At 48.1% G+C, this 15,853-nt stretch carries 14 protein-coding genes; 10 read left to right on the plus strand and 4 right to left on the minus strand.

Annotated features, from left to right (window positions below):
• Window positions 1–93: 93 nt before the first annotated feature.
• From CPG39_RS12485 to CPG39_RS12495, 3 genes are all read left to right on the plus strand, one after another.
• Window positions 94–420, plus strand: a complete 327-nt coding sequence (locus CPG39_RS12485; protein WP_013648366.1) for an ArsR/SmtB family transcription factor — start codon at window positions 94–96, stop codon at window positions 418–420.
• A 113-nt stretch (window positions 421–533) separates the two neighbouring features.
• The gene (locus CPG39_RS12490) at window positions 534–2,138 is read left to right on the plus strand and encodes a bifunctional protein tyrosine phosphatase family protein/NAD(P)/FAD-dependent oxidoreductase (RefSeq protein WP_096293903.1); all 1,605 of its coding nucleotides are present in this window, start codon (window positions 534–536) and stop codon (window positions 2,136–2,138) included.
• 6 nt (window positions 2,139–2,144) lie between these two features.
• Complete coding sequence (locus CPG39_RS12495; protein ID WP_096293905.1) at window positions 2,145–2,966, plus strand: sulfite exporter TauE/SafE family protein; 822 nt, start codon at window positions 2,145–2,147, stop codon at window positions 2,964–2,966.
• Between the two features lie 178 nt (window positions 2,967–3,144).
• Here CPG39_RS12495 and CPG39_RS12500 read toward each other — a convergent pair whose 3' ends face one another.
• Entirely contained in the window at window positions 3,145–4,023 is an 879-nt protein-coding gene (locus CPG39_RS12500; protein ID WP_096293906.1) for a restriction endonuclease, read from the minus strand.
• A gap of 86 nt (window positions 4,024–4,109) precedes the next feature.
• Window positions 4,110–4,622 (minus strand): fused DSP-PTPase phosphatase/NAD kinase-like protein, encoded by a 513-nt coding sequence (locus CPG39_RS12505; RefSeq protein ID WP_096293908.1) that lies wholly within the window; start codon window positions 4,620–4,622, stop codon window positions 4,110–4,112.
• 124 nt (window positions 4,623–4,746) lie between these two features.
• On the opposite strand from CPG39_RS12505, the gene CPG39_RS12510 reads away from it, so the two are divergent.
• Complete coding sequence (locus CPG39_RS12510) at window positions 4,747–7,464, plus strand: cation-transporting P-type ATPase (protein ID WP_096293910.1); 2,718 nt, start codon at window positions 4,747–4,749, stop codon at window positions 7,462–7,464.
• An 11-nt stretch (window positions 7,465–7,475) separates the two neighbouring features.
• On the opposite strand, the gene CPG39_RS12515 is transcribed toward CPG39_RS12510, so the two are convergent.
• Window positions 7,476–8,489 carry a sodium:calcium antiporter gene (locus tag CPG39_RS12515; RefSeq protein WP_096293911.1) on the minus strand — a complete coding sequence of 338 codons (1,014 nt, stop codon included), beginning with the start codon at window positions 8,487–8,489 and terminating at the stop codon, window positions 7,476–7,478.
• A 370-nt stretch (window positions 8,490–8,859) separates the two neighbouring features.
• Between CPG39_RS12515 and CPG39_RS12520 the strand changes: the two genes are divergently transcribed.
• The 3 genes from CPG39_RS12520 to CPG39_RS12530 all read left to right on the plus strand — a co-directional run bounded on the left by CPG39_RS12520 (window position 8,860) and on the right by CPG39_RS12530 (window position 12,357).
• Window positions 8,860–9,570, plus strand: coding sequence for a c-type cytochrome (locus tag CPG39_RS12520; RefSeq protein ID WP_096293913.1), 711 nt, complete (start codon window positions 8,860–8,862; stop codon window positions 9,568–9,570).
• Complete coding sequence (locus tag CPG39_RS12525; RefSeq protein ID WP_096293915.1) at window positions 9,567–10,865, plus strand: c-type cytochrome; 1,299 nt, start codon at window positions 9,567–9,569, stop codon at window positions 10,863–10,865. The genes CPG39_RS12520 and CPG39_RS12525 overlap by 4 nt, the downstream gene beginning before the upstream one ends.
• A 184-nt stretch (window positions 10,866–11,049) precedes the next feature.
• Window positions 11,050–12,357 carry a M18 family aminopeptidase gene (locus tag CPG39_RS12530; RefSeq protein ID WP_096293916.1) on the plus strand — a complete coding sequence of 436 codons (1,308 nt, stop codon included), beginning with the start codon at window positions 11,050–11,052 and terminating at the stop codon, window positions 12,355–12,357.
• A gap of 207 nt (window positions 12,358–12,564) precedes the next feature.
• Here CPG39_RS12530 and CPG39_RS12535 read toward each other — a convergent pair whose 3' ends face one another.
• On the minus strand, window positions 12,565–13,401 hold the full coding sequence (locus CPG39_RS12535) for a thermonuclease family protein (protein WP_231990310.1): 837 nt from the start codon (window positions 13,399–13,401) through the stop codon (window positions 12,565–12,567).
• 353 nt (window positions 13,402–13,754) lie between these two features.
• Here CPG39_RS12535 and CPG39_RS12540 point away from each other — a divergent pair, with 353 nt between their 5' ends.
• Genes CPG39_RS12540 through mlaD form a run of 3 tightly spaced genes read left to right on the plus strand, consistent with a single transcriptional unit; the run spans window position 13,755 to window position 15,824 of the window.
• The gene (locus CPG39_RS12540) at window positions 13,755–14,567 is read left to right on the plus strand and encodes an ABC transporter ATP-binding protein (protein WP_096293919.1); all 813 of its coding nucleotides are present in this window, start codon (window positions 13,755–13,757) and stop codon (window positions 14,565–14,567) included.
• Window positions 14,560–15,357, plus strand: a complete 798-nt coding sequence (mlaE, locus tag CPG39_RS12545) for a lipid asymmetry maintenance ABC transporter permease subunit MlaE (RefSeq protein ID WP_096293920.1) — start codon at window positions 14,560–14,562, stop codon at window positions 15,355–15,357. Before CPG39_RS12540 ends, mlaE begins: the two co-directional genes overlap by 8 nt.
• Window positions 15,357–15,824 carry an outer membrane lipid asymmetry maintenance protein MlaD gene (gene mlaD, locus CPG39_RS12550; RefSeq protein ID WP_062557680.1) on the plus strand — a complete coding sequence of 156 codons (468 nt, stop codon included), beginning with the start codon at window positions 15,357–15,359 and terminating at the stop codon, window positions 15,822–15,824. Before mlaE ends, mlaD begins: the two co-directional genes overlap by 1 nt.
• Window positions 15,825–15,853 lie beyond the last annotated feature (29 nt).

Genomic DNA, 15,853 nt, shown 5'->3' on the forward strand with positions numbered 1-15,853 from the left:
AATTTCCATAAAATAAATTAGGATTAATATCCCTGTCATCATTGTTGAATTTCGGGGCCTCAAATAATTAATTACACTAAAGTATGATAAAACATGAAAACACAACCAGTTTTAAACGGTATGGCAGCGTTACACACATCGGCTGCGGCGGCCTGTGCATTGCTGAAGATTCTCGCTAATGAAGATCGATTGCTCATTTTATGCGAACTGAGTCAGGGAACACGGAATGTGGGGGAACTGGAAGAATTATTGGATATTCATCAACCAACCTTATCGCAGCAACTCACCGTGTTGCGTGAAGAAAATCTGGTTTCGACAGAACGAAGAGGTAAGTACATATACTATAGTCTAGCAAGCTCGGAGGCCATTCAAATCATGGAGACTTTATTCAATCTCTACTGCAAGAAACATTCAACGTGAAAAACTGAAGATTGGTTGTAGTGCCTATGGTTTTTTTGCGACGGATTCTTAAACCGAAAAAGTCTTGGTTACGATACTCAATCGCGGGTTAATAAAGGAGGATAGGCAAGTCCATGGATATTGTTAAACTGGATCACCAGCTTTCAGTGAGTGGTCAGATTAGTGTTGACGACATCAGCGCGATTGTTGCAGCCGGTTACAAATCCATCATTTGTAACCGGCCGGACTACGAAGGGGGCGAGAATCAACCGCATAGCGAAGAGCTGGAAGCAATGGCTAAAGCTCTGGGCATTACTTTTATTTATCTGCCTGTCAAAATGGGTGCCGTACCTACCGAACGTGTGGAAGCTTTTCAGAAACTCATGGTTGAATTGCCTAAACCGGTTCTGGCTTTTTGTAACTCCGGCAGGCGTGCAGCTGCCTTACACGAAATGGCCCGGCAAAGTATTGGCGATAAAGTGAAGGTGCAAGACGCGGTCATCGATGCTTGCAATTGGGGAAATGCTTTCGATGTGGTTGTTATTGGCGGTGGCTCGGCAGGTATCGGGGTAACTGCCAGTTTGCTCAAACGGTGGCCAACCTTACGCATTGCAATTATCGAACCCAGTGACCGTCATTATTATCAGCCTGCCTGGACGCTGGTGGGTGCAGGTGCATACGATATTGCTGAGACGGTAAAGCCGATGGAGGATGTGATCCCAAGAAACGCGGAGTGGATACAGGCATCCGCAGTTGTATTTGATCCGGAGCAAAACAAAGTGCGTCTGAATGATGGGCGGGTAATCGGCTACCGGCAGTTGATTGTATGTCCCGGCATCCGGACTGCATGGGAAAAGATTGAAGGACTGGAAGAAACGCTGGGCAAAAATGGTGTTACCTCGAATTATCGTTATGATCTGGCGCCTTATACCTGGGAATTGGTACAGGGGCTTAAATCCGGGAAGGCGATTTTCACCCAGCCCCCCATGCCCATTAAATGTGCCGGTGCGCCACAGAAAGCCATGTACCTTTCCTGTGATCACTGGTTGCAAGCGGGTTGTCTGGAAAACATAGAGGTTGAATTTGATACGGCCGGCGCTGTGCTATTTGGTGTGGCTGATTTTGTTCCACCTTTGATGGAGTACATCAGGCGTTATCATGCAAAACTGGTATTTAATTCCAATCTGGTCAAAGTGAACGGAGCACAGAAAATTGCTTATTTTGAAATTAAAGATGCGAATGGTACGGTGATTCGCGAAGCAAAGCCCTTTGATTTGCTGCATGTAACACCGCCACAAATGACGCCGGACTTTCTGCGCGACAGCCCTTTGGCGGATGCCAGCGGTTTTTGCAAGGTGAATGAGAGAACATTGCAACATACTGATTATGCCAATATATTTTCCTTGGGAGACGCGTGTTCTTCGCCGAATGCAAAAACCGCTGCGGCTGCCAGAAAGCAAATTGTTGTGGTGGCCGAGAATCTGCTGGCGGAAAAAGAGGACCGGGAATTTACAGCCTTTTACGATGGCTATGGCGCGTGTCCGTTGACCGTGGAAAATGGCAAAGTAGTTCTGGCGGAATTTGGTTTTGGCGGAAAGTTATTGCCCACATTCCCGCTTAATCCTACCGTGCCGAGTAAGCTCTACTGGTTTTTCAAGAAGACTGCTTTTCCATGGATTTACTGGAATGGCATGTTAAAAGGCAAGGAGTGGCTTGCTCATCCTCGCAAATCACACTGAGCTAGCGTGGAAATATTGCTCATCAGCTTATTGCTTGGCGTCTGTACTGGTGCTGTACTGGCGCTGACCGGTGCGGGCGGAACCATTATCGCAGTGCCCCTACTTATCTTCGGATTGCATTTCACTGTGGCTGAATCCGCTCCGATCGCCTTGCTCGCAGTGTGTGTGTCATCAGCAATTGGCGCACTCATCGCGTTACGACAGGGAAGGGTGCGTTACCGCGCGGCAGGATTTATTGCGATTACCGGAATAGTGGTAGCGCCCGCCGGGATATGGCTGGCGCAGAAGCTGCCGAATGCACCTTTGACGGTGTTATTTGCCCTGGTTTTATTTTATGTGGCGGTGAATATGTTGCGGCAAAGCGCGCAGCCGATGGCTGAAACAAGGGATGCGGCCGATCTGCAAGCCGGTCTTGCCGTCATTCCCTGCCGTTTGGAATACGAACACGGCCGCTTGATATGGGGCTGGCCGTGTGTGCGTGCGTTGGGTTATTCAGGCATTGCCACCGGCTTTATATCAGGCTTGCTCGGGGTCGGCGGTGGTTTTGTGATTGTTCCGGCGCTGAAAAGAGCCACCAACCTTCCGATGCAATCCATATTGGCCACATCGCTGGCCGTCATCGCGCTTATTTCTGCGATTGGTATTGCTTCGGCAACTGTTCTGGGCACGATGAATTGGCCTGTTGCACTACCTTTTGCCGCCGGAGCATTAGCTGGCATGTTGATAGGACGGGTCATTGCCGGTTATCTTGCGCCTTCAAGGTTACAGCAAGGATTTTCCGTCGTTTCGATGGGTATAGCGGTGTGGATGATTTTCCGGTTGTTTTGATGAGTTAATTGGTAGTAGCTCAAGCCCGATCTTGACCTGAAAGCTTCAAGAATTAATTTTTATTTAATCCAATTTTGATTGGCTGAGCTCGATCTAAAACAGATAGTGAGATAATGCATGTAATGAGATGGCTTAGAGCGCTAGCGGAAAATTTGTTTCGATCGATGTTTTTGTTAAGTTAGATTTGCTCTGAATCAAAAAAGTCATTATCTATTATTTTTACTTCGTAATAGTTCTTTGTTTGCACACCCACATTAAACTTGTAAATTAAATCAACAAGCTTTAGGCCGTCTAGCAAGATTATAGTATGGTGTGCATTTCTAGCTTTTGCTTCTGCTTTCTCGTCAAAAGATGAAGTAGTTACAAAAATACCTTTACGTGTATCGCCACTCATGGCGCCAATAAAGTTTCGTATGTCAGTTTCACGAACTTTATTTTCGCTATAGCGTTTGGCTTGAATATAGATTTTTTCTAGCCCAAGCTGGTCTTCATTAATAATACCGTCTATGCCACCATCTCCAGCCTTAGCGGTCTCAACAAAATCCCCATAGCCCATTTTCTTTAATAAGATTAGGATTATTTTTTCGAATGCATATGGATCAACTTCCTTAAGTCTTGAAAGTAGCTCATCTTTTACTTCGCGCTCAATTTTTTCAAAACCAGAATCAATCAGATCTTGTGGGCTTGCATCACCCTCAATCTTTGTTTTAGATACTGATTTGTTTTCAGGTTCGTAAAAGGTGATTACGTTAGATTGAATATTATCTAGAGAGACATTTTCTGGTTTAGCAGTTTTTCCTTTCTCGGTAATCTGCACATAACCTCGTTGTGGATAGTGAACTAGCTCACCTTTTTTTAGATAGGATTTTCCCCATGTAATACGATTTGCAATTAGACGATCTCCGCTTTTAGTTTTTTGATCAAGAAGTTCTTTCGGCAAGTCTGAATAAAACCTTTCTTCTACGATTCTAACTAAATCCCGTCCTTTTATGGTTTTTCCGTCTTTAAGTACTTCCAATATTGGAAGAAAAGTTTCATTAAACTTTAGTAATTCCATTAGCTTTCAGTTGTTGTTATTGTTGTCCGAATTGAGGTCTACAATTGAAATTCAGTTTTCTTGCAGCAATTGCTTGCGATAATGACCTAGTTCAGCATGATTTCACGAAGCTTTTCCTCAAGCGGGGGGCGCAAGCCCATTTTGCGTGCTTCTTCGATGGCTGCTTCCGGCTCAACGCCTTGGGTAATGCGATAACTGGCCCACATGGCGCTGGCGCGGTTACCCGATCCGCAGTGAATCAAGACCGGCTTTGGGGCGGATTCGATGATTTTGGTAAATTCGGCCACCTGTTCCCGCGTAATTCCGGCAACCGTGGTCGGAATGTTGAAGTACATCATGCCGGCTCTGTCGACGAGCGCTTTTTCCTCGGCCGTTCCTTCATTTTTAGTGCGCAAATCAATGACGGTTTTAAATCCGGTGGCGGCCAAAGCTTGCGTGCCGCCATCGCTGATCATTCCAGAAATGGCGATTTGTTCTGTGGCGCGGCTGTAGTTTTGCACTTCAATTACCTGATGTCCGAACGGCACGCGTCCGGATGCTTGTGTCAAAGGGGTAAACAGGATGGTCATCAATGCCACCAGAATGATAGAGTATTTCATGGAAAGCTCCATTTGCTATGTTAAGGTAAAAGAATGTTTTCCATTGTAGCGGTACTGGATATTCAAATACAAATTATTCCTGATAACCGGGCGTGTTCATTTTTTACGTTAAAGGAAACTTTTCATGTCGTATGATCCCGATTCGTTCGTTGATAAAACACCCGCATGGCACAGTTATGCGGCAGAAAACGTTCTGCAGGCGTTTGCGACCGGGCAGAGCGGTTTGTCACAGTCAGAAGCCAAGCTACGCCGGGAAAAATATGGCGCCAATCGCTTAAAACCGCTCAAACCCGAAAGTGCAGTTATCCGTTTTTTGTTGCAATTTCATAATGTACTGATTTATATCTTGTTGGGTGCATCGGTGGTGACGGCATTTCTGGGACACTGGGTGGATAGCGGCGTTATTCTGGGCGTTGTGATGATTAACGCCATTATCGGCTTTATCCAGGAAGGCAAGGCGGAGAAAGCGCTCAATGCGATCCGACGCATGCTGTCGCTTAACGCAATGGTATTGCGCGAAGGACATCGGATGCAGGTTCCGGCGGAGCAATTGGTGCCGGGGGATGTGGTGCTGCTGCAGTCCGGTGACAAGGTACCTGCTGATATGAGGTTGCTCAGTTGTAAAAATCTGCGCATCGAAGAAGCTGCGTTGACCGGCGAATCCGTGGCGGTCGAGAAATCCATTCCAGCGGTCGACGCCGTGACAGCGATCGGAGACCGTTTCTGCATGGCGTATTCGGGTACGCTGGTGGTTTACGGCCAAGGGATGGGTGTTGTGGTTGCTACCGGTCAGCATACCGAGATTGGGCGTATCAGCCAGATGATCGCGCAAGTCGATAAGCTGGTTTCACCGCTACTGCGGCAAATGGCAGTTTTTGGCCGCTGGCTGACGGTTGTAATTCTATTCCTGGCGGTGAGTCTGTTTGTTTACGGCTTTTTACTGCATGATTATCCTCTGGGTGAGATCTTCATGGCCGCGGTGAGCATGGCCATCGCCGCAATTCCGGAGGGATTGCCTGCCATCATGACAATTACGCTGGCGCTGGGGGTGCAGAATATGGCGCGGCGCAGCGCCATTGTACGTAGGCTGCCCGCAGTGGAAACACTGGGTGCGGTAACCGTTATTTGCACGGATAAGACCGGCACGCTGACGCGTAATGAAATGACCGTGCAAAGTGTCATGACTGCGTCTGATCAATTGCAGGTCGGTGGCGTAGGTTATGCACCAGTCGGCGGTTTTAGCCGGGACGGAAGGGAAATCAGGATTGCGGGCGATGCCGATATGCTGGAACTGTTCCGGGCCGGATTGTTGTGTAACGATGCCTTACTGCACCAGCATGACGACCGATGGGATATCCAGGGCGATCCGACCGAAGGTGCGCTGGTTACGTTGGCAATGAAGGCAGGATTGGATTCGATTTCCGAGCAGCAAGCATTACCGCGCGTGGATGTGATTCCTTTTGAATCGGCACATCGTTTCATGGCGACGTTGCATCATGACCCTTCAGGACAAGGAGTGATTTATGCCAAAGGTGCCCCGGAAGAAGTATTGGCCATGTGCAGCCATCAGCGCAGCCAGGGAAAAGACGAATCGATTCAATTGGATTTCTGGCATGCCAGAATAAGTGCAGCCAGTGGAACCGGACAGCGCATACTGGCCATCGCCAGCCGCAAGATGCAGGCGAAACAACAAATGCTGGCATTCTCCGATGCTGAAACGGGATTTACCTTGCTCGGGTTGGTTGGCATTATCGATCCGCCGCGCGAGGCAGCCATTGCCGCCGTGCAACAATGTCACGCCGCCGGCATTCAAGTCAAAATGATCACGGGTGATCATCGCATTACCGCCTGTGCAATCGGCACCAAATTAGGGATCGGGGATGGTCAGCGCGCTATTACGGGTATTGAGCTGGACGATATGGATGACGAGCAATTGCGCCGGGTGGCAGCCGATGTGGAGATTTTCGCGCGCGCTAATCCCGAACATAAACTGCGGCTGGTGACAGCGTTACAGGAAAACGGCGAGATTGTCGCAATGACGGGAGACGGTGTGAATGATGCTCCGGCGCTAAAACGTGCCGATATTGGCGTTGCAATGGGACAGAAAGGCACTGAAGTTGCTAAGGAAGCAGCAGAAATGGTGTTGACGGACGATAACTTTGCGTCGATCACCCACGCCGTGGAGGAAGGCCGCACCGTCTACGATAATATCCGCAAAACGGTTGTTTACATTTTGCCGACCAGCACTGGTGAGGCAGGTATCCTGATGCTTGCCATTATCCTGGGGATGGCCTTGCCCATCACGCCGGTGCAGATTTTGTGGATCAATATGGTGACGACGGTGACGCTGGCGATTTCGCTTTCTTTTGAACGGCCGGAAAGCGGAGTGATGTCGCATCCGCCGCATGATCCCAATGCATCAATTTTGTCAGGATTTCTGGTATGGCGCATTGTCTTCGTTTCCTTATTAATGATCAGTGGCGGCTTCGCGCTCTACACCTGGGAAACCCTACTAGGTTCCAGTGTTGAATTGAGCCGCACGGTGGTGGTGAATGCGTTGGTGATGTGTGAAATCGTTTATTTGTTCAATTGCCGCTATCTGGTGGCGCCGGCTTATTCGCGCCAGGGATTTCTGGGCAATCGTTATGTTTTATGGGCGATCGGTTTATTGCTGGTGCTGCAGATGCTGTTTACCTATTGTCCCGTCATGCAGCGATTGTTTGGCACAACGGCACTGGATGCAGCAACCTGGGGGCGGATCATTGCGGTTAGCATAGTTATATTTATGCTGATTGAATTGGAGAAATTTTTGTTGAGAAGACGGGGAATTACGAATTTGTAGTGCAGAATTATTCATCCACCATGCAGATAAAACACATAAGTATTGAGCAGATAGAGGGTAAACAGACTCAGACTGATCCAGCCAATGCTGATGAACAAACGCGTGTTGGGGCGATAAACCAGACCCACGATGACAATGCCGCTCATAATGACTGCCGACAAGGCGGAGAAAGCATGCAAGGGTGAAGTAAAAGTCAGGAGCGGCCCTGCAATAAAAATGATGTCTTCCAATGCCAGTATCAGAATATTGAACAAATTGCTGCCTAATAGATTGGCAATGGCCATATCTAGTGCACCCATGCGCAATGCAGCGATGCTGACGGCAAGTTCCGGAAGCGAGGTGATCCCGGCAATGAATAGCGTGCCTACAAACGTATTGTGCCAACCCACCACTTCGGCCAATTGTGCGCCCGCGAACGGTAGATATATCCCGGCCGCGATAACCGCCAGGGCGGATAAAGCATAGCGCATATAAGCCTGATGTAAGGTTATATCCGGATAACGCTCCGCTACCTGCTCAGCGAACTCTTTTACCTGCGTGTGCTCATGGGTATAGAGTGCCCGCATGGCAACAATATAGAACAATACGATAGCGGGTGTATAAATTCCCATGTGCGCAATAGTAAGAGTGGTTTTGTCGATTAATAAAACATTCAATCCAACAAATCCGATGAGTATCACGCCAAATCCTGCGGATAGAATGTGGCTCGAGCTGGCGCGGCGGTACAATGATTCACCGCGCGCCAGATAGTCCAGTACCACCAGAATAGCCAAATTGAACACGCAACTGCCCAACAGGCTACCCACTGCAATATTGGGTATGTTTGCCAGTGTCAATGCGCTGATGCCTGTTACCAGTTCAGGCAATGAAGTCACCGTGGCAAGCAGGATAAGACCAATCCAACTACCGGACAAGCCGGTTTTGTCTGCGATGACGTCGGCGTACCGGCATAATCGGGTTCCCGCGAAGCCAATCAATAGGCCGCAGAGGGCAAATTCAAACCAACTAATTAGCACTGCAGACATATCAATTGCATGCTATGCCTTTGGAATAGGCTGCTGGATACGGACATTTTTAATTATTCTATGGGTCGAAAAAGTGGCAATCTTAACATTTCCGTTGAATGGCGCAGGAGATTGATAGAATATTGTCATTATCACCAGATGACGGTATGTTTCTTATAAACTGTTGTGTAAATCTGGCTGTTACTTAACCCAATTGATTCCATCGTGAAAGCGCATGTCAGGCCAAATGTTTCCGGGTTTTCAGTTGAGAGCCTGTGTTAAATTGCAGCTTAGGAGCTGCAAAAGTTTTCAAGATGCCGAGAAACTAAACATGGAGAACGTGCGTATGCGCACTCTTGACCTGGATTTATAAATTGCGGAAAAATTCTAAATGATACGGTTGATTATATTGATAGGGTTCTGTATTACGAGCATGGCGAACGCGACGGGTGGAGAAGTGCCCGATACCATGGCTGAGCGCGTTAAGGCGTGTACCATCTGTCATAGCGCTGAAGACAAAGCAGGGCGTGATGCATACTATCCTCGTATCGCGGGTAAACCGCAGGGGTATATTTTTAACCAGCTACGCAATTTCAGGGATGGCCGGCGTTATTATCAACCTATGGTCGTTTTGCTGGAAAATATGTCGGATGAATATCTGTTGGAAATAGCACAGTATTTTTCTTCTTTGCAGTTACCCTATCCGGATCCTGAGCGGATTCATATGCAACCCGAGGAAATCAAACTGGCGCAGCATTTGATTTATTCAGGATATCCGCAGCGCAATATTCCGCCATGCAGTGCCTGCCATGGAGATATTTTGATGGGCGTGGAACCTGCTATCCCGGGGTTGATTGGGTTGTCACGCGCTTATATTACAGCGCAGCTGGGTGGGTGGCGTAGTGGGAGTATTATGCGGGGTCAGACCTCGGATTGCATGTCTGAAATCGCTAAACAATTGACCGAGAGAGAAGTTAATGCCGTTGCAAAATGGCTGGCGAATCAATCCGTTTCTGGAAAACCCGGTTCATTCAATGTGCTTTCACCTGAGTTAGCGAATCGATGTGGCCTTACCACTCTGGAAAACGGGGAGGCAGAATGAAGTATTGGATCAGAATGTTTCGTGTAATACGTGATTGGAGAAATATTACCTGGCTGTGGACGGGCAGGCTATCGTTAGCTTTTATTTCGCTAACGATAACCGTTGAAATTATGGCTGGCGAAGCGGAGCGTTCTGCTGCAGTGGAGTATGGCGCCTACCTGACTCGCATTGGTAATTGCATGGGATGTCATACCACTAAGGGGGGGCAGCCATTTGCGGGTGGACGACGATTATCCACGTCATTCGGTGTATTCATTACACCTAATATCACGCCTGACAAAGAAACGGGAATTGGTCTATGGAGTCAGCAGGATTTCTGGCAGGCCCTGCATCAGGGCAAATCGCGTGATGGACGGCTTCTATATCCTGCTTTTCCCTATACTGAATATACCAAAGCGACGCGGCAGGACGCCGATGCAATTTTTGCTTATCTGCAGTCGCTACCTCCTGTTTCGCAGACTAATCCAGCGCACGATATTTTCTTTCCTTATAATTCCGAATCATTGCTTGCGGTCTGGCGCACTTTGTATTTTAAAGAGGGCGTTTATGAGCCGGATCAATCCAAGAGCGCAGCATGGAATCGGGGTGCCTATCTGGTACAAGGATTGGGTCATTGCAATGCCTGCCATACTACTCGCAATATGTTGGGGGCGAGTCAGGATGAGACATTAACAGGCGGGCAGATAATGGGCATGAATTGGTATGCTCCTTCTCTGTCGTCGCATCTGGAAGCAGGCAGTGGTGATTGGGAAATCGAGGAAATTGTTGCGTTGCTGACAACGGGCATAACCAAGCGTGCAGTGGCGTCAGGGCCTATGGCAACTGTCGTCAGGCAAAGCCTGCAATATTTATCGCCAGAAGATGTACTTGCTATGGCAGCCTATCTGAAATCACTGACGGAAAACGACACGGGCAATGTGCCTGGTGTTCATTTTTCGGTGACATCAGGCAGTTTTCGCAAACATCTGGAACTGGGCGGGAAAATTTATCAAGAATATTGTCAAGCGTGTCACGGTGTTGATGGAAAAGGTGCTCCGGGTATTTATCCCGCGCTGGCGGGTAATCGGGGCGTGGTGATGGATTCGCCTTTGAATGCTATTCGCAGCGTGTTGAATGGCGGTTATCCGGCCACAACGGCAGAAAATCCCCGGCCTTATGGAATGCCGCCGTTCCAGCAGATTTTACGTAATGAGGAAGTGGCGCTCGTGGTGTCGTATATCCGTAATGCTTGGGGCAATCGTGCCAGTTTGGTGAAGGCATTGGATGTTGACCGGAGTAAAGGCGGGGATGATTAGCAGGAATCTGACAAAGCATGTTATATCTATTTCATGTTTTATTGCTTGTTAGAAGACGACCATAATAAAAAAGATAAGCGCGTTATTAATTAATTGAGCAGCAACTGCTTTAACTTGATTGACAAATGACGAATTAAGTCATCAGGTTAATGATGATGAATAATATTATTAAATGAAATAAAAAATGAGCGCAAAACACTACGTGCAGCATTTGCTGAATTTTATCGATGAAAGCCCGAGTCCTTGGCATGCCGTTGCTTCAGTGGAATCGGCCATTCAGGCATTTCAGTTTGTCCGACTGGATGAGACGGTCAAATGGCAGTTGCAGGCGGGTGGACGGTATTACGTCATACGCGATGATTCTTCGATTGTGCTGTTCGTGCTGGGGCAGAAGGCGCCTGTTGAATCGGGTTTCAAAATAGTGGGGGCGCATACGGATTCACCAGGGTTCCGCATCAGACCGAACGCCGCGACCGTGAGCAATGGCATAGCCAGGATTGGTGTTGAAATTTATGGTGGGCCGATCCTTGCCACCTTTACCGACCGTGACCTGAGTTTGGCCGGACGGATTAGCTATACTGATGATCAAGGAAGGCTCTCACACAAATTAGTGCGTATTGATCAATCATTGTTACGCTTGCCGAATCTTGCGATTCATTTGAACAGGGGCGTCAATGAAGATGGGTTGAAGCTGCATAAGCAAAATGAGCTATTTCTATTGCTTGTGCAATTGACTACAGACCAATTGCCGCCCCAACCTTATTTTGTCGCACTATTGGCGCAGTTGGCAGAGATAGAGGCTGAGCAGATTCTATCCTGGGATCTGGCAGTTTACGATACGCAAAAAGGCGCGTTCTGGGGTGCAAATCAGGAATTTTATGCCAACAGCCAGATCGATAATCTGGCCTCTTGTCATGCCGGATTGCAAGCCCTGCTTGACGAAGATATATTAAATTCTGTTGAGAGTACGCTGGTTTGCGCATTTTTCGATCATGAGGAGATTGGCAGTAGGAGTCATATCGGAGCGGCAGGCAGTTTTCTAACTGATGTATTGCAGCGTGTCAGTATCGCCACTTCATCGGATCGGGATGCCATGTCATGTGCGTCGGCGAACAGTTTTCTGATCAGCGCGGATATGGCGCATGCCTTTCATCCCAACTTTGCTTCCGCTTATGAAGCGGATCATAGTGTTATTGTCAACCACGGCCCGGCGATTAAATTCAATGCAAATCGCCGTTATAGTTCCGAAAGCATTTCCACCGCCCATTTTATCCGTTGGTGCAAGGAAGCGGATGTCCCTTATCAACGCTACTCGCATCGTAGCGATTTGCCTTGCGGCAGTACGATCGGTCCGATTGCTTCGGCGAAACTCGGCATACGCAGCGTTGATGTCGGCTGTCCGATGTGGGCGATGCACAGTATTCGCGAAAGCGCAGGGGTGCAGGACCACGAATATTTGATCAAGGTGCTGAAGCGATTTTTTAGTGATTGACACATATTAAGAGACCTTTGCACGGTTACTACGCGGCACGATAATTGTGTTAAAAATTTGCGAAAAATGCTCATTTACCTCGTGTAAACTCCGCTTTTTCGCAAATTTTTGCCTTATTCTGGTACCGCTCATGACACCGTGCAAAGGTCTCATTAAGTACTTCCCGGCTATTTCTGCCACTTGGGAATTTTAGCTTATTGCAGGTGGTTATCGCACGATCAACGCGCTGGGGTGTTGAATTAACATAGTGTAGTGATCCTTGTTGCGCGATACCCAACCCCGGATCTCCAGCGATTTTCCTACATAAGTATTCAGTGCGGGGAACAGATCGAGATTGGTATTCTGGATGCGTATATCTATCTTGTCATCAAACATCAGCCGCGTGTATTTCCTGCTTTTCTTAATGGATACGGGAATTCCGGTGAACCGCTGCCAGCCTTTGTTGTGGTTGGCAATTTGCGTGATCGGCTTGGGTTGATAATCCGGCATTGACCAGATACCGAGCTTCTGCTTTTCAGCCTGCTGCTGCGCTTGAATCAATTTATCGCTGTAACGCACATTGGGCGGGATGATACTGACGAAAGCCAGACCGTTCTCCAATAATGCCTGGTTGATATGTTTGCCATCAGGGGTAAAAACGTGTGCGAGCAGGCGCTTGTACTTATCCCGCTTGGTTTGATCATATTCCAGGTAGACTTTGTTTTCCTGTAGCTGAGCCTGCAGCCATTTTTTAGCCGCTACCCCGCCTGGCTCTTCTGCGCGCAGCCGACTTTCAATTTCAGGGGTGTTGATACCTAATAAACGAATCTGTTTTTTATCCGCCAATATGATGGTGTCGCCATCGTATACCCTGGCAACGTCATGTAAATGACGTCCAGGCTGACTGATAATATCGAGTATCTGAGCACCGGTTGAGGGGACATCCGAATAGGTTACCCGGCCCCGGTCATCGACGCTGCGATAAATTTCGGTTGCTAGCAGTGCGGGCGTGACAAGAGTGAGTGCCAGATAAGCGAGCAGAGGAAATTTCTTGTTAGGAAACATAGGATTAATTTGCATCACCTAACAGGGAGAGCGTCAGATGTATCAGTATGAGATAAGCATTATGAATACTGTATTGAATTTTGGGTTGCCTGCCGGTTTGATGCGTAAATGAGATTGCTGGGTTATGTGCAAGATCATGCATTTTTGCGGGTTTATTAAGAAATTTTTGGTGAGAGAAATACAGGTGGGATGAATATAGCGCAATATTCCGAAGAAAAGTAGATTAAAATTAGCACTTATTTAATTTAATCGATATTCGGTTTTTTTACCTTTGTGCCTCATCATCTACAATTAAAACCTCTCAGCCATAACCATTTATGGAATCGTCCATATCAATCTGATTGCACAGTAGCATGACATCTGACCATTTAATTGAAGTCAGCGATCTGAATTTCTCCTATGATACGCGCGCGATTCTGAAGGGCATCGATATGACCATGCGGCGTGGGCAGGTTATTGCGGTGATGGGCGGCAGCGGGTCGGGCAAAACAACCTTGCTGCGATTAATCAGCGGCGCGATTCAACCCACCTCGGGATACGTGAAATTTGCGGGAGAAGTGGTGCATGAACTGGATCGTGATGCGTTGTTTAAGCTGCGGCGCAAAATGGGCATGTTATTTCAGTTTGGCGCATTGTTTACGGACTTGTCCGTATTTGACAATGTGGCATTTCAGATGCGTGAACATACCAATTTGCCGGAATCGATGATTCGCGATCTGGTATTGATGAAATTGCATGCGGTCGGTTTGCGCGGCGCGCATCGTTTGATGCCCAATGAATTATCCGGCGGAATGGCGCGGCGCGTGGCTTTGGCCCGATCGATCGCGTTGGATCCGATGTTGATCATGTATGACGAGCCATTTACCGGGCTTGATCCGATTTCGCTCAGTGTGATTGGTAATCTGATTCGCCGGCTAACTGATTCACTCGGCATGACTTCGATTGTGGTCACGCATGATGTGCAGGAATCCTTGAAAATTGTTGATTATGTCTATTTTATTGCGGATGGCGTGATAGCAGCCGAAGGCACGCCCAAGGAAGTGCGCGAATCTGTCGCGCCCTTTGTGCATCAATTTATTCATGGCGAAGAGGATGGGCCGGTACCCTTTCATTATCCTGCCCAGGCCTATCGGAAGGATTTGAATCTGGAGGATTGCGTTGCCTAGGCGGATCGTATCCGGTATTCGGAATATCGGGCATCGTGTGATTGAAAGTATCTGGCGGCTGGGTATTGCCAGCCGTTTTTTTATTCTGGTGTTATTAAAATCAGGTACCAGCTTGCGCCGGTTTAATCTGGTCATACGGGAGTTGTATTTTACCGGTGTCTTGTCGCTGATCATTATCGTGGTATCAGGCTTGTTCGTGGGAATGGTGCTGGGTTTGCAGGGCTATGAAACATTGCAGAAATACGGTTCGGAGTCAGCCGTGGGCACGCTGGTTGCGCTGTCTTTGGTGCGGGAACTGGGCCCGGTCGTGGCAGCGTTATTGTTTGCCAGCCGCGCGGGTTCTGCAATTACTGCAGAAATAGGCTTGATGAAAGCAACCGAGCAATTGGCGGCGATGGGAATGATGGCCGTTGACCCGATTGCTCGCGTCGTCGCTCCGCGGTTCTGGGCTGGCGTGATTTCCATGCCGTTTCTGGCGGCAATGTTTTCCGTGATGGGTGTTTTTGGCGGTTATCTGGTTACTGTGATATTCATCGGCGTGGATGAAGGTTCCTATTGGTCGCAGATGCAAAGTGCGGTTGATTTCCGCTTTGATATTTTGAATGGTTTTATTAAAAGTTGTTTTTTTGGTGTGGCGGTTACCGCGATTGCGGTTTTTGAAGGGTATGATGCGCCGCCCACGGCAGAAGGCGTATCCGGCGCGACTACGCGCACGGTTGTGACTTCTTCGTTAGTCATTTTAGGACTTGATTTTATTTTGACCGCTTTCATGTTTAGAGGGGTGAGTTAATGCAGCGGACAACGATGGATTTATGGGTGGGATTGTTTGTGGTTATGGGGATTATTGCGCTCATGATCCTGAGTCTCAAGGTCGGTAATCTGAATGTGTACAATCCTTCACAAAGCTATGTAATTACGGGTAATTTTGAGAATATCGGTGGTCTGAAGATTCGTGCGCCCGTTAAAAGCGCGGGCGTCGTCGTTGGGCGTGTAACGAACATTCAATTTAGTACGGAAACTTACGACGCAGTCGTGACGATGAGCATGGATGCCCGGTTTCAATTTCCTAAAGATACGTTCGCCAGCATCTTGACGTCGGGGTTATTGGGGGAACAGTACATTGGGTTGGCTGCGGGTGGCGATGAGGCGATGCTCAAAGCGGGCGATAAAATCATGAAAACCAATTCGGCCATGGTGCTTGAGGAATTAATCGGACGTTTTTTATTTAATAAAGCGGCGGAGGATGATTCTTTCTAAGGAACGCTCAATAATTGTCTGCGCCAGCG

The organism is Nitrosomonas ureae, from assembly GCF_900206265.1.
In the GTDB taxonomy this organism is placed as follows: Bacteria; Pseudomonadota; Gammaproteobacteria; order Burkholderiales; family Nitrosomonadaceae; genus Nitrosomonas; species Nitrosomonas ureae_C.

What these genes read in the sequence shown, in the direction of transcription:
- CPG39_RS12510 (WP_096293910.1), top strand. Translation starts at nt 4,747, where the DNA reads ATGTCGTATGATCCCGATTCGTTCGTTGATAAAACACCCGCATGGCAC.
- CPG39_RS12540 (WP_096293919.1), top strand. Translation starts at nt 13,755, where the DNA reads ATGACATCTGACCATTTAATTGAAGTCAGCGATCTGAATTTCTCCTAT.
- CPG39_RS12485 (WP_013648366.1), top strand. Translation starts at nt 94, where the DNA reads ATGAAAACACAACCAGTTTTAAACGGTATGGCAGCGTTACACACATCG.
- CPG39_RS12490 (WP_096293903.1), top strand. Translation starts at nt 534, where the DNA reads ATGGATATTGTTAAACTGGATCACCAGCTTTCAGTGAGTGGTCAGATT.
- CPG39_RS12515 (WP_096293911.1), bottom strand. Translation starts at nt 8,489, where the DNA reads ATGTCTGCAGTGCTAATTAGTTGGTTTGAATTTGCCCTCTGCGGCCTA.
- CPG39_RS12520 (WP_096293913.1), top strand. Translation starts at nt 8,860, where the DNA reads ATGATACGGTTGATTATATTGATAGGGTTCTGTATTACGAGCATGGCG.
- CPG39_RS12530 (WP_096293916.1), top strand. Translation starts at nt 11,050, where the DNA reads ATGAGCGCAAAACACTACGTGCAGCATTTGCTGAATTTTATCGATGAA.
- mlaD (WP_062557680.1), top strand. Translation starts at nt 15,357, where the DNA reads ATGCAGCGGACAACGATGGATTTATGGGTGGGATTGTTTGTGGTTATG.
- CPG39_RS12535 (WP_231990310.1), bottom strand. Translation starts at nt 13,401, where the DNA reads ATGTTTCCTAACAAGAAATTTCCTCTGCTCGCTTATCTGGCACTCACT.
- CPG39_RS12525 (WP_096293915.1), top strand. Translation starts at nt 9,567, where the DNA reads ATGAAGTATTGGATCAGAATGTTTCGTGTAATACGTGATTGGAGAAAT.
- CPG39_RS12500 (WP_096293906.1), bottom strand. Translation starts at nt 4,023, where the DNA reads ATGGAATTACTAAAGTTTAATGAAACTTTTCTTCCAATATTGGAAGTA.
- CPG39_RS12505 (WP_096293908.1), bottom strand. Translation starts at nt 4,622, where the DNA reads ATGAAATACTCTATCATTCTGGTGGCATTGATGACCATCCTGTTTACC.